11 protein-coding genes are annotated in these 14115 nt (G+C 60.0%); 8 read left to right on the top strand and 3 right to left on the bottom strand.

All coding sequences use genetic code 11. The annotated features are described in order from the left end of the window. Positions 1-3 precede the first annotated feature (3 nt). From AC2CF9_RS04140 to glyA, 3 genes are all read right to left on the bottom strand, one after another. Positions 4-291, bottom strand: coding sequence for a sarcosine oxidase subunit delta (locus tag AC2CF9_RS04140; RefSeq protein ID WP_071667969.1), 288 nt, complete (start codon positions 289-291; stop codon positions 4-6). An 11-nt stretch (positions 292-302) separates the two neighbouring features. Next, positions 303-1556: a sarcosine oxidase subunit beta family protein gene (locus tag AC2CF9_RS04135; RefSeq protein ID WP_039385222.1), complete on the bottom strand. Its 1254-nt coding sequence runs from the start codon at positions 1554-1556 to the stop codon at positions 303-305. Positions 1557-1641: 85 nt separating this feature from the next. After that, positions 1642-2907 carry a serine hydroxymethyltransferase gene (gene glyA, locus AC2CF9_RS04130; protein WP_150016394.1) on the bottom strand — a complete coding sequence of 422 codons (1266 nt, stop codon included), beginning with the start codon at positions 2905-2907 and terminating at the stop codon, positions 1642-1644. A 308-nt stretch (positions 2908-3215) separates the two neighbouring features. Here glyA and AC2CF9_RS04125 point away from each other — a divergent pair, with 308 nt between their 5' ends. From AC2CF9_RS04125 to etfB, 8 genes are all read left to right on the top strand, one after another. Beyond that, a complete protein-coding gene (locus AC2CF9_RS04125; protein WP_150016393.1) occupies positions 3216-4592 on the top strand; it encodes an L-serine ammonia-lyase in 1377 nt (458 codons plus the stop codon). 335 nt (positions 4593-4927) lie between these two features. After that, the gene (gene gbdR, locus AC2CF9_RS04120; protein ID WP_484556306.1) at positions 4928-6076 is read left to right on the top strand and encodes a choline metabolism transcriptional regulator GbdR; all 1149 of its coding nucleotides are present in this window, start codon (positions 4928-4930) and stop codon (positions 6074-6076) included. Positions 6077-6290: 214 nt separating this feature from the next. Then, positions 6291-7268 carry a dipeptidase gene (locus AC2CF9_RS04115; protein ID WP_065648990.1) on the top strand — a complete coding sequence of 326 codons (978 nt, stop codon included), beginning with the start codon at positions 6291-6293 and terminating at the stop codon, positions 7266-7268. Between the two features lie 37 nt (positions 7269-7305). Beyond that, a complete protein-coding gene (locus AC2CF9_RS04110; RefSeq protein ID WP_039385210.1) occupies positions 7306-7833 on the top strand; it encodes a DUF5943 domain-containing protein in 528 nt (175 codons plus the stop codon). 91 nt (positions 7834-7924) lie between these two features. Next, complete coding sequence (gene dgcA, locus AC2CF9_RS04105) at positions 7925-9988, top strand: dimethylglycine demethylation protein DgcA (RefSeq protein ID WP_484556305.1); 2064 nt, start codon at positions 7925-7927, stop codon at positions 9986-9988. Positions 9989-10075: 87 nt separating this feature from the next. After that, positions 10076-12034, top strand: coding sequence for a (Fe-S)-binding protein (locus tag AC2CF9_RS04100; RefSeq protein ID WP_484556304.1), 1959 nt, complete (start codon positions 10076-10078; stop codon positions 12032-12034). Next, positions 12034-13272 carry an electron transfer flavoprotein subunit alpha gene (gene etfA / locus AC2CF9_RS04095; RefSeq protein ID WP_484556303.1) on the top strand — a complete coding sequence of 413 codons (1239 nt, stop codon included), beginning with the start codon at positions 12034-12036 and terminating at the stop codon, positions 13270-13272. The genes AC2CF9_RS04100 and etfA overlap by 1 nt, the downstream gene beginning before the upstream one ends. Next, the gene (gene etfB / locus AC2CF9_RS04090) at positions 13262-14053 is read left to right on the top strand and encodes an electron transfer flavoprotein subunit beta (RefSeq protein ID WP_484556302.1); all 792 of its coding nucleotides are present in this window, start codon (positions 13262-13264) and stop codon (positions 14051-14053) included. The genes etfA and etfB overlap by 11 nt, the downstream gene beginning before the upstream one ends. The last annotated feature ends 62 nt before the right edge of the window (positions 14054-14115 follow it).

Raw genomic sequence — 14115 nt, 5'->3', positions numbered from 1 at the left:
TCCTTACCCTTGCTCGCCGGTTTCAGGCTGTTCGTCGAGGGTATATACCCGTTTGATCTCATACGTCTGCGTGTCGCGCGTCAGGTTGAAAAATTTGCGGCAACCGGCGCTGTGCACCCAGAGTTCGTTGTGCATGCCGCGCGGGTTTTTACGAAAGTAGAGAAAGGTTCCCCACTCCTCGTCGCTGCAGGCATCCGGACTGGCGGGCCGGGCGATATGCGCCTGACCGCGCGGATGAAACTCTTCTTCTTCGCGATACTCACCGCAGTGAGGACAGTAAATGTGCAGCATGCTAAAAGTCCTTAGTGGGCCACGCCCGCAGCGCCATGTTCATCAACCAGAGCCCCGGTATAAAAGCGGGAGAGGGCAAAAGGTTCAGCTATCGGATGCGGCGTGCCGTGCGCCAGCTGGTGGGCAAACAGGTTGCCGGAGCCGGGGGTGCCTTTAAAGCCGCCGGTGCCCCAGCCGCAGTTGAAAAACAGGTTGCGTACCGGGGTCGCGGAAAGGATAGGGCTGGCGTCAGGGCAGGTATCAACAATGCCGCCCCACTGGCGGTTCATGCGTACGCGACTGGTGCAGGGGAAGAGCTCAACAATCGCCTGGATCGTATGCTCAATCACGCTGTAGGATCCGCGCTGGCCATAGCCGACCCAGCCGTCGATGCCGGCACCAATCACCAGATCGCCTTTATCAGACTGGCTCATGTAGCCGTGTACGTGGTTGGACATCACAACCGTATCGAGAAAGGGTTTAATCGGCTCGGAAACCAGCGCCTGCAGCGGATGCGACTCAACCGGCAGTTCAAAGCCCGCCATTTTTGCCATCACGCCGGAGTTACCGGCGGTGACGCAGCCCACGCGATCGGCTTTGATCACGCCGTGGTTACGGGTTTTCACGCCGGTGATCTTGCCGTCGCTGATCTCCATATCGATCACTTCACAGTTCTGGATCAGATCCACGCCCAGGCTGTCGGCGGCGCGGGCATAGCCCCAGGCTACCGCATCGTGGCGGGCGTTGCCGCCGCGGCGCTGCACCGAGGCGCCCAGTACCGGATAGCGCGCATCTTTACTGCAGTCCAGCGCCGGGATCTCGCGCTGCAGCTGGTCACCATAGACCATTTCGTTATCAACGCCCTGCAGGCGGTTGGCGTTCGCCAGCCGCTCATTGGTGCGCAGATCCTGCAGCGTATGGCAGGTGTGGTAGACGCCGCGCTGTGAAAACATCTGGTTGTAGTTCAGCTCCTGCGACAGGCCTTCCCACAGCTTCATGGAGTGCTCATAGAGCGCAGCGGACTCATCCCACAGGTAGTTGGAGCGGACGATGGTGGTGTTGCGGCAGATGTTGCCGCCGCCAAGATGGCCCTTTTCCAGCACCGCCACATTAGTGATGCCGTGCTCCTTCGCCAGATAATAAGCGGTGGCCAGCCCGTGACCGCCGCCGCCGATAATAATTACGTCATAGCGTTTCTGCGGTGTCGGGTTGCGCCAGACCTTCTGCCAGTTCTCATGAAAGCTCAGGCTGTGTCTGAGCAGGCCAAATCCTGAATAGCGTTGCATGTTTATCTACTCCCGTAACGATACCGCATGTGCGAATGGACAGAGGGTAAGACGGCGCCCCGCGGCAGGCCGGGGGCGTTCTGGCTTAGCGGTAAACCGGGAAGTCTGCACACAGCGACAGCACCTGCTGTTTCACCTGCGCAATTTTCGCTTCCAGCTGCTCCTCGTTGTGCATGACATCGAGGATGTCTGCGATCCAGCCTGCCAGCGTGCGGCAGTTCTCCTCGCTGAAGCCGCGCGTGGTGATCACCGGTGCACCGATGCGCAGGCCGGAAGTCACAAACGGCGACTGCGGATCGCCCGGAACAGCATTTTTGTTGACGGTGATATTGGCGCGGCCCAGCGCGGCGTCCGCCGCTTTGCCGGTCAGGCCCTGTTTGATCAGGCTCAGCAGAAACAGATGGTTATCGGTACCGCCCGAGACCACATCGTACTGACGCGCAATAAAGACCTCCGCCATCGCCTGCGCATTTTTCACGACCTGGCGCTGATAGTGTGCGTAGTCAGGCTGCATCGCCTCTTTAAAGGCTACCGCTTTGGCGGCGATAACATGCATCAGCGGACCGCCCTGGCCGCCGGGGAACACGGCGGCATTCAGTTTCTTCTCCAGCTCCGGATTGGCTTTCGCCAGGATCAGACCGCCGCGCGGACCGCGCAGAGTTTTATGCGTGGTGGTGGTGACCACGTCAGCGAACGGCAGCGGATTAGGATAGATGCCCGCGGCAACGAGGCCTGCGACGTGTGCCATATCGACAAACAGCCACGCGCCCGTTTTATCGGCGATAGCGCGAAAGCGTGCCCAGTCAACCACGCGTGAGTAGGCGGAGAAGCCAGCCACAATCATTTTTGGCTTATGCTCCAGCGCCAGCGCTTCCACCTGGTCGTAGTCGATCTCGCCCGTTGCTTCATTCAGGCCATACTGCACGGCGTGATAGATCTTGCCGGAGAAGTTGACGTGTGCGCCGTGCGTCAGATGGCCGCCGTGCGCCAGGCTCATGCCCAGCACCGTGTCACCCGGCTGGCACAGCGCCATATAGACCGCCGCGTTAGCCTGCGAGCCGGAGTGCGGCTGCACGTTGGCGTAATCGGCACCGAACAGCGCACAGGCACGTTCAATCGCCAGTTTCTCCACGATGTCGACATATTCGCAGCCGCCGTAGTAGCGTTTGGCCGGGTAGCCCTCCGCATATTTATTGGTCAGCACCGTTCCCTGCGCCTGCATAACGCGCGGGCTGGTGTAGTTTTCTGAGGCGATAAGCTCGATGTGCTCTTCCTGACGCACCGCTTCCTGCTCTATCGCCTGCCACAGTTCACTGTCAAAGCTCTGAATGGTGTCGCTCTTCGCAAACATGCTCTCTCCTTGCCCGGATAATCGCGCGGCGCCTGCTCCGGAACTGAGCCATTCAGGGCAGCGATGAATTGAGTGTGGGTTGATAATACCCAGCGCCATTGCGGCCAGGATGTTTGGTAACGCCGGGGCTATGTCAATTTGCGACATAGGGCGCTGCCCGCCACCGTGCGGCAGGGTAAGGCGGCTACGCCGGGCGGAAAATGGCGAGTTCACGGTGGAATGCGTCGTTCTCCGGCATCCATCGATTTTTTACGCCACCGATAATGCAGCAGGTAAACACTACATGGCCGTGAGCCCGGGAGAGCAGAATGAGTATTAGCGTCTTCGATTTATTTAAGGTCGGAATTGGCCCCTCCAGTTCGCACACCGTCGGGCCCATGCGCGCGGCGCAGCGCTTTGTTGAGCAGCTGGGCCAGAGTGCCAGACGGCAGGCGCTCTGCCGCATCAAAATTGAGCTGTTTGGTTCGCTGAGCGCAACCGGACGCGGCCACAGCACCGACAAAGCGGTGCTGCTGGGGCTGATGGGAGCCTCACCGGATACCATCGATCCGCACATCATTGACGCCACGGTACAGGCGATCTGCGAAACCGGTTCGGTGACGCTGCCGTGGGGGGAAAACATTGAATTTGACTGGCATCAGGATCTGCTGTTTGTGGACGACGTGCTCGCTTATCACCCGAACGCCATGCGGCTGAGCGCCTATTTCCGCACCGGCGATAGCCTCTCAGTGGTCTATTACTCCATCGGCGGCGGCTTTGTGCTGGATGAAGAGGAAGCCACGGCCACTGCACACCTGGTGCCGCAGTGCACGCTGCCCTATGACTTTAACAGCGGAGCGGAGCTGCTGGCTCACTGCCGCGAAAAGGGGCTGCGTATCAGCGCGCTGATGCTGGAAAATGAAAAGGTATGGCGTGACGAAGCGGCGATCCGCAGCGGGCTGGCGCAGATCTGGCAGGTGATGCAGCAGTGCATCGCTAACGGGCTGGCTCAGGAAGGTATCCTGCCGGGCGGCCTGCAGGTGCGCCGCCGTGCGCCAGCGCTCTATCAGTCCCTGCGCCGCGCCTCAGCGGAGAATGTCATCAGCTCGACGCTCTCCGCCATGGACTGGATCAATCTCTATGCGCTGGCGGTCAACGAAGAGAACGCCGCGGGCGGGCGCATGGTGACGGCGCCGACCAACGGCGCCGCCGGCATTGTCCCGGCCGTGCTGATGTACTACATGCAGTTTGAACCCCGCGCGCGCGAAGAGGATGTGGTGGACTTTCTGCTGGCCGCCGCCGCGGTCGGCGCGCTGTGTAAAAAGAATGCTTCTATTTCCGGCGCTGAGGTGGGCTGTCAGGGCGAGGTCGGCTCCGCCTGTGCAATGGCGGCGGCTGGCCTTACGGACGTGCTGGGCGGTACGCCGGAACAGGTTGAGAACGCGGCGGAAATTGCGCTGGAACATAATCTTGGCCTGACCTGCGATCCGGTGGGCGGGCTGGTGCAGGTTCCCTGTATTGAACGCAACGCGATTGCAGCAATGAAAGCGATTAATGCCGCGCAGATGGCGCTGCGCGGCGATGGTCAGCACTTTATTTCGCTGGATAAAGTGATCCGTACCATGCGCGATACCGGCCGCGATATGCAGGATAAATATAAAGAGACATCGAAAGGCGGCCTCGCGGTCAATGCGATTGAATGTTAATGCTGTGTAACTAATTGGTTACGGCAGCTTATGCGGATCGCCATGCGGGCAGGCAGTGAACAGTGATTTAAAAGGGTGCAAAATGCGCTGACTTAACCAAAACAGGTCAGCGTCTGCACTGTTTTGAGGCTAAAGGGGGCGGTTCATGCAGCAATGATCAAATCTGTGAAGCTGAACAAACATTTGTTTCGCTTATGTTAACTGTGTGTCATTTTCCGCAGGGCTATCCTGGTGACGAATGGCATGTCTGTTGCTTACTCTATAGGTGATGGAAAGCGATTGGGGGAGATGCCCCCGGGTAATGTTTCTGTTTAGCCTAATAGAGGTCAGCGCACATGTTCGACACAGACGCAATTTTGAAAAGTCCCTCTACTGATATTAAAAAGCGCAGCGTAGGCTTTTTACTGGTCAATAATTTCACCATGATGGCTCTGGCAACCGCAGTTGAACCTTTACGCATGGCGAACCAGCTAAGCGGCAAAGAGCTGTATAGCTGGTGTACCGTCAGTGAAGAGGGTGCGCCCGTTGTGGCAAGTGATGGTATTTCAATTACGCCCGATCATTCTATGGCTAACGTGGCAGCACTGGATGTGCTGATCGTGGTCGGGGGTGTCAACATTACCCGCAGTTATACCAGCCGTCAGGTAAGCTGGCTGCAGAGCATGGCGCGCCGCAAAATTCTGATTGGCGGCATCTGTACCGGACCCTATCTGCTGGCGGAAGCCGGGCTGCTGGATGGGTATCACTGCAGCGCGCACTGGGAGTGTATTGCGTCCATGCAGGAGGCGTACCCTAAAGTCATCTGCACCAACCAGCTATTTGTGATTGAGCACGATCGCATGACCAGCAGCGGCGGCACCGTGCCGATGGATATGATGCTGACCATGATCCAGCGCCATTTTGGCCACCAGCTCACCGCCGGCATTTCAGAGATGTTTATCTGCGATCGCGTACGCAATGAATCAGACTATCAGCGTATCCCGCTGCGTCACGTACTCGGCACGGCGCAGCCAAGCCTTGTAGAGGCGGTATCGCTGATGGAGGCCAACATTGAGGAGGCGATCGATCTGGATGAGCTGGCAGGTTATGTCGGCCTGTCGCGCCGTCAGCTGGAGCGGCTGTTTCAGAAATACCTGCGCTGTTCGCCTTCACGTTACTATCTGAAGCTGCGGCTGTTCCGCGCCCGTCAGCTGCTGAAACAGACCTCCATGTCGATTATTGAAATTGCCCTGGCGTGCGGTTTTGTCTCTACGCCGCACTTCAGCAAATGCTATCGCGAACATCTTGGCGTGCCGCCGCGTGAAGAGCGACGGGGCGTACACAGTCAGGGAGGCGGCAAAACGCTGACGCAGTTCTTTATGGCGGAAATGCCCGGCCTGACTAACTGGCAGCAGGAGAGCACGGTATCCGCCTCTCTGCGCATCCTGAATGAGGCACGCTTTGAGCCAACCTTTGGCTCAGTGGCACTCTCAACGGATGTCTGACGCGACCCGTTGCCTGTGATCCGCGCCGGCTGAAAACGCTGCCTTCAGGGCAGCTTTTTTATGTCCGCTCATCGGTTTAAACCATCCGTTCACTTTCCGGGGCTGCGCCAGCTGTCAGGCAAGTGACGTTTTCAGAACAATTCATCCGCAGCGTAAACCCTATTCTGTTTTCATTCGGCCGCACCCGGTTATGAATCAAACCAGAGAGGAAGATATGAACGCTACTGAATTGCACAATTCTGCGATTGTCATCGATGGGCTGGTAATTGCGAAATGGGACAGAGAGCTGTTTGAGGATATGCGCCGCGGCGGGCTGACGGCCGCCAACTGCACGGTCTCCGTCTGGGAGGGATTTCAGGGCACGGTTAATAATATCGTGGAAATGAATAACCTGATCGCGCAGAACGCCGATCTGGTCACCAAAGTGACCAACACCCGCGATATCCGGCGCGCCAAAGATGAAGGCAAAACCGGCATCCTGATGGGCTTCCAGAATGCGCACGCGTTTGAAGATCAGCTGGGCTACATTCAGGTGTTCAAAGAGCTGGGCGTCGGCGTGGTGCAGATGGCCTATAACACGCAGAATCTGGTCGGCACCGGCTGCTATGAGCGTGACGGCGGCCTCTCCGGTTATGGTCATGAGGTCGTGGCGGAGATGAACCGCGTCGGCATGCTGTGCGACCTCTCGCACGTGGGCGCGCAGACCTCAAAAGAGGTGATCCTCGCGTCGAAAAAACCGGTCTGTTACTCCCACTGTCTTCCCTCCGGCCTGAAAGATCACCCGCGTAATAAATCTGATGAAGAGCTGAAGTTTATAGCGGATCACGGCGGATTTGTGGGCGTCACCATGTTTACCCCGTTCCTGAAAAATGGCATCCACTCCACGATTGAAGATTACGTGGAAGCGATTGACTACATCTTCAACCTGGTGGGTGAAGATCAGATCGGCATCGGCACCGACTTCACGCAGGGCCACGGTCAGGCGTTCTTCGAGTGGCTGACGCACGACAAAGGCTACGCCCGCCAGCTCACCGACTTCGGCAAAATCATCAACCCGGAAGGCATTCGCACGCTGGGTGAATTCCCGAACTTAACGGCTGCACTGCTGCGCCACGGCTTTACCGAGAAGCAGGTGCGCAAATTTATGGGCGAGAACTGGCTCAACCTGCTGGCAAATGTCTGGCATGAGTGATCGTCTGACCTGTTCACACCACTAAGCGAGGTAAACCATGGCACATGCGCCTGAAATGCCAATCAGCGTCGATGATGAAACCGGCGTCTGGACCACCGATGCGTTACCGATGTTGTACGTGCCCCGGCACTTCTTCGTGAATAACCATATGGGCATTGAAGAGGAGATTGGCGCTGAACGCTACGCCGCCATCCTCTACAAAGCGGGCTATAAATCGGCCTGGCACTGGTGTGAAAAAGAGGCTGCGCTGCACGGTCTCTCTGGCGACGCCGTATTTGAGCACTACATGAAACGCCTGTCACAGCGCGGCTGGGGATTTTTTTCCACTGAAGCACTCGATTTGAAACAGGGCACGGCGCGTATCCGGCTCGATCACTCTGCCTTTGTCTATCAGTACGGCAAAGTCAACCGCAAGGTGGACTACATGTTCACCGGCTGGTTTGCCGGCGCGATGGATCAGATTGCGCAGAGCCTCGGCTACAGCGTGAAAACCCGGGCGGTGCAGACGCAGAGCGCGGCCGAAGAGGGATGTGAGTACGGCATTTTTACCGTTTCGCCAGTATAAGACCGGGTACGCAGCGCCGGCTGCGTACCCCGCACAACAACTGAACCGCAGGCTGGCGGGCCGGATATCAGAACGGAATTAAGGTGAAGCTATGTCACAGTTTGATCTGCTGTTTGAGCCATTAAAAATTAATAAACTGACTATCCGCAACCGTATTGTCAGCACCGCCCACGCCGAGGTGTATGCCACTGACGGCGGGATGACCACCGATCGCTATGTGCGCTATTACGAAGAGAAAGCCAAGGGCGGCTGCGGGCTCTGTATCTGCGGCGGCTCAAGCGTGGTATCGATCGACAGTCCCCAGAGCTGGTGGAGTTCAGTTAACCTGAGTACCGACCGGATTATTCCGCACTTTCAGAATCTCGCCGATGCCGTGCACCAGCACGGCGGCAAGATCATGATCCAGATCTCTCACATGGGGCGGCGCTCGCGCTGGGATGGCGAGAACTGGCCCAATCTGATGTCACCCTCCGGCATCCGCGAGCCGGTGCACCGCGCCACCTGCAAAACCGTTGAGGAAGAGGAGATCTGGCGTGTTATCGGCGACTTCGCCAAAGCGGCGCAGCGCGCCAAAGCGGGTGGCCTCGACGGCGTGGAGCTCTCCGCCGTGCATCAGCATATGATCGATCAGTTCTGGTCACCGCGCGTCAATAAGCGTACCGATGAGTGGGGCGGCAGTTTTGAAAAGCGAATGCGCTTTGGCATTGAGGTGCTGAAAGCGGTGCGTGACGCGGTCGGCCCCGATTTTGTGGTCGGCATGCGCATCACCGGGGATGAGTTCCATCCCGACGGCCTCAGCCATGAAGATATGCGGCAGATCGCCGCCTACTACGATAAAACCGGCATGGTCGATTATTTTGGCGTGGTCGGTTCCGGCTGCGACACCCATAACACGCTGGCGAACGTTATTCCGAATATGAGCTATCCGCCCGAGCCGTTTCTGCACCTGGCGGCGGGTATCAAAGAGGTGGTCACGGTGCCGGTGATCCACGCGCAGAATATTAAAGATCCCAACCAGGCGCAGCGTATCCTCGAAGCGGGCTACGTCGATTTTGTCGGGATGACGCGCGCGCATATTGCCGATCCGCACCTGATCGCCAAGATCAAAATGAATCAGGTCGATCAGATCCGCCAGTGCGTCGGCGCCAACTACTGCATAGACCGGCAATATATGGGGCTGGATGTGCTGTGCATTCAGAACGCGGCCACCTCGCGCGAATATATGGGCCTGCCGCATATCATCACTAAAACCGAAGGGCCGGTGCGCAACGTCGTGGTGATTGGCGGCGGACCGGGCGGGCTGGAGGCAGCGCGCGTGGCGGCAGAGCGCGGGCATAAGGTCACGCTGCTTGAACGCGCAAGCGAGCTGGGCGGGCAGGTTACGATTGCGGCAAAAGCGCCGCAGCGCGATCAGATGGCCGGTATCACGCGCTGGCTGGCGATGGAGATTGAGCGTCTCGGCGTGAAGGTGCTGACCAGTACCACAGCGGATATGGCGATGATCCGCGATCTCACCCCCGACGTCTGCATCCTGGCTACCGGCGGGGAACCCTTCCTTGAGCAGAACCCGGAGTGGGGAGCGGCGGAAGGGCTGGTGGTCTCCAGCTGGGACGTGCTGAACGGCGTCGTGGAGCCAGGCAAAAACGTACTGGTGTATGACTCTATCTGTGAATTTTCCGGGATGTCCGTCTCCGATTTCCTCGCCGCGCGCGGTGCGCTGGTGGAGCTGGTAACCGGCGATATCAAGCCCGGCGTGGGCATTGGCGGCACCACCTTTCCGACCTACTACCGCAGCCTGTATGAAAAAGCGGTGGTGATGACCTCCGACCTGGCGCTGGAGAAGGTCTATCGCGAAGGCGAGAAGCTGGTGGCGGTGCTGGAAAATGAATACACCGGGCAGAAAGAGGAGCGGGTGGTGGATCAGATTGTGGTGGAAAACGGCACCCGTCCCAATGAGGAGCTCTATTACGCGCTGAAAGCGGAATCGCGCAATAAGGGGCAGATTGACGTGGAGGCGCTGTTTGATATCCGGCCACAGCCGGTGCTGGCGCAGGCGGGCAGCGGCATGATCCTGTGGCGGCTCGGCGACTGCGTCTCGCAGCGCAATGTTCACGCCGCGATCTACGACGCGCTGCGTCTCTGCAAGGACCTGTAGTTTCGCCGTCGCCGACGTAAAGCGTGCGGTCTCCGGAAGCGGTACCGCACGCCGCATCTAACAGAAATTGTCTGGAAAGGGCACATCATGGTACTTGATCGGATACTCCCCTGGTTACTTCTTGGCGCGGTGATTCTGGCCATCGTGGGTATGGTCAGGCGCGTCCTGCTCTGGCGGCGCGGACAACCGGAACAGGTTGCCCTGCTGAGCGGCCTGATGGCGATGCCCCGCCGCTATCTGGTTGACCTGCATCACGTAGTGGCACGCGATAAATATATGTCGCGCAGCCATGTGGCCACCGCCGGCGGCTTTGTGCTGTCGATGCTGCTGATCCTCGTGGTTCATCTGGCGGGCGTCAGCGGCACGCTGGTGGATGGGGTGCTGGCGGGTGCGCTGCTGGTGATGTTCAGCGGCGCGCTGTTTATCTGGTATCGCCGTCGCAATCCGCCAGCCCGTCTGTCACGCGGGCCGTGGATGCGGCTGCCAAAGAGCCTGCTGGTCTTTGCGGCGACGTTCTTTATCACCACGCTGCCGGTCTCCGATCTGTTTGGCGAAGCGGGACGCTGGGTGATGGCGGCACTGCTGCTGGCAGGGATCTGCTGGGGGCTGGGCGAGATGGTGTTTGGCATGGCGTGGGGCGGGCCGATGAAACACGCGTTCGCCGGCGCGCTGCATCTTGCCTTTCATCGCCGTCCGGCCCGCTTTGGCGGCGGCCGCTCTGTGGGTCTGAAGCCGGTGGATCTGGCTGCCTCAAAGCTTGGCGTTGAAAAACCGGCCGATTTCAAATGGAACCAGCTGCTGGGCTTTGACGCCTGCGTGCAGTGCGGCAAGTGTGAAGCGATGTGCCCGGCGTTTGCGGCGGGTCAGCCGCTCAATCCCAAAAAGCTGATTCAGGATATGGTCATCGGAATGGCGGGCGGCAGCGACGCGCGCTTTGCCGGCAGCCCTTATCCGGGCGTGCCGGTGGGAGAAGCGTGCGGAGCGCCGCATCAGCCGATTGTCGGCGGTCTCATTAAAGAAGAGACGCTCTGGTCCTGCACCACCTGTCGCGCCTGCGTGGAGGAGTGTCCGATGATGATTGAGCATGTCGACGCGATTGTGGACATGCGCCGCTTTATGACGCTGGAGAAGGGGCAAACGCCCGGCAAGGGCGCAGAGGTGCTGGATAACCTCTGCCAGACGGATAATCCTGGCGGCTTTAATCCGCGCAGCCGCACGCACTGGTCAGCCGATCAGAACCTGCCGCTGATGCGGGATGTCGGGCAGGCCGACGTGCTGTTCTGGGTCTCCGACGGGGCGTTTGATATGCGCAGCCAGCGTATTCTGCGTGCGTTTGTCAAAGTGCTCAGAGCCGCCGGCGTGAATTTTGCGGTGCTGGGCGATGAGGAGCTCGATAGCGGAGACGTTGCGCGACGCCTGGGCGATGACGCCACGTTTCAGCGGCTGGCGCGCAGCAATATCGCCACGCTGCAACACTATCGCTTTAACCGCATCGTAACCACCGATCCGCACGCCTTTCACTGTCTGAAAAATGAGTATCCCGATTTTTATCCGGCAGGCACGCAGCCCGACTATGAGGTGCTGCATCACACCACCTTCATTAATGAGCTGGTTAAGGCGCAGCTGCTGGATCTGAAAGATTACAAAGGCGGCAGCGTAACCTGGCATGACCCCTGCTACCTCGGCCGCTACAACGGTGAATATGCATCACCGCGTGAGCTGCTGGCGGAGCTGGGGATCAAACTCAGCGAAATGGACCGCTCCGGCTTTCGCTCACGCTGCTGCGGCGGCGGCGGCGGTGCGCCGATTACGGATATTCCGGGGGAGCGGCGTATCGCTGACATGCGGATGGAGGATGCCAAACAGACCGGTGCAGAGCTGATTGCCGTTGGCTGCCAGCAGTGTACCGCGATGCTGGAAGGTGTTGTCGGGCCGCGTCCGGAGGTCAAAGATATCGCTGAACTGGTGGCGGAAGCCCTCAGCGAACCGAAAAAACCGCTGCCGGCGAAGCTGCGCGAGCGCCAAATTGCTGTGGAGGTGATCTGATGGAAACCCCTGTACGCCGCGATCCGCGTCTTGAGTGGATTGCCCGCAACCGGCTGCATCCGCAGCATGCAGAGCTGATGCAGCCGATGCAGGAGAGCCGTGGCCCGTCCGGGCTGCTGCGTAAAAATCCGCACGCCGTCGGCTTTACCGGGCCAAACGGACTGGTGCGCATCGATCGTGAGAACGTCAACGCGTTTTCCCAGCTCTCCGGCCGGCGCAGCGCCGGCACGCCGCACGTCGCTGAGCTGCCGCTGCACCGCGTGACGCAGCCAGAGTACTGCGTGGCGGCGGTACTGGATATGACCGGCGGCCGCCTGACCAGCCACGATCGCGACGTGCTGGGCCAGGCGCATCAGCTGGTGCGTGATGCCGGCGGTGCAGGCGTGGTCATGGCCGTGGTATTTGGTGAGCATCGGGAAGAGAGCTTTGCCACCGCGGGCGCTGACCGGCTGCTGCATTTCAGCGGCGATCGCTATGAGGGTTACAGCCCGGAGCAGCGCATCCATGCGCTGATGGCGGCAGAAAACGAACTGGCACCGCGCTTCTGGCTGTTTCCGGACAGTGTTGCCGGCGGCTTTGAACTGGGCTGTCGCTTTGCCGCACGCTGCGGAGAACGACCCGCCACGCAGGTGTGGCGCATAGAGGGCGACAGCTGCATCAGCCGGGCGGCGGGCGGCAGCGCCGATATTACGCGTCCGGTTGCGCGCGTCATGCTGCTGACCGCAGAGTGCGCCGATCCGGTGGATGAGACCCGCCATGAAGTGCTGCCGGTGAGCGTCGGGCTGCGAAGCATTGGCGCTGCGCGCATTACCGACTGCGGACTGATGCCGGTCGATCCGGCGGCGGTGCCGCTGGGCGAGGCGGAGTTTATTCTGTCTGCCGGTAACGGCGTCGGCGACTGGGCGCAGTTTCACGCTACCGCAGAGCTTCTGGGGGCGACCGAAGGCGCCAGCCGCGTGGCCGTGGATAATGGCCATATGCCGCGTTTCCGGCAGGTGGGCGCTACCGGCACCTGGGTGACGGCGCGGGTCTATCTTGCAGTGGGCATCTCCGGCGCGGTGCAGCATCTGCAGGGGATTGCGCAGTGCGACCGGGTTATCGCCATTAATACCGATCCCGGCTGCGATATGGTCAGCCGCGCGTCACTGAGCGTGATTGGCGACAGCGATGCGATTCTCGCTGAACTGGCGCGCCTGGCACGCGCCTGGCGTAATAAGGAGCTTAACCATGCAGCATAAAGCACACCACAGCGGCTGCCGCATTACGGCGCTGATATCCGTCGGACTCCATCCCGAGTCGGGCAGGGCGCGCCGCGCCGGGCAGGATGCGCGTGCGGTAGAGATGGGGCTGGCGCTGGCTTCCGGCGATCTGGAGCTTCTTCACGCCGGCGATCCGCACAATGCGGCGCTGCGCAGCTACGCGGGCATGGGTGTCAGGACGCTGCGCGTGCTGCCGATGACAGAGCAGGGCGATGCGGTGGCGGTGCTGAGTCACTATCTTAAGCAGGATCACCCGGATGTGATCCTCACCGGCGGCCGGGCGGAGCGCGGCGAGTCATCCGGTATGCTGCCTTTTCTGCTGGCAGAAGCGCTGGAGATCCCGGTAGTGGTCGGCGTGGCGGAGATTGTCAGCCTGAACGGCACCGACGCTGAAGTGCTGCAGGCGCTGCCGCGCGGTCAGCGGCGTCTGCTGCGCGTGGCGCTGCCGTTTATCGCCAGCGTGGACATGGCCGCCGCCGCGCCGCGCCAGAGCGCGTTTGGCCCGGCAAACCGGGCAGAGATCACCACCGCTGCGGGCGTGGACGTGCCGGATACAGCGATGGCAGCCTGGGAGATAGCGCCGGCGCGTAAGCGGCCGAAGCGGCTGAAAAAAGTGAAAGCGAAAACGGCGGCGGATCGCTTTAAAGCGGCCACGGCGAAGTCACAGAGCGAAGGTGGCAAAGTGCTGCAGAATAAGCCGGTGAATGAGATGGCGCAGGCAGTCTTTGATCTGCTGCTGGAGGAGGGCGTGATCCGCTAGCGGCGCGCCTGAACGATAAAAAACCCGGCTGGCGGTTAACAACGCCAGCCGGGTTTTCTGTT

The sequence above is a fragment of the Pantoea sp. SYBGC1 genome (genome assembly GCF_057197005.1).
This window is presented reverse-complemented; position numbering and strand designations above follow the sequence as displayed.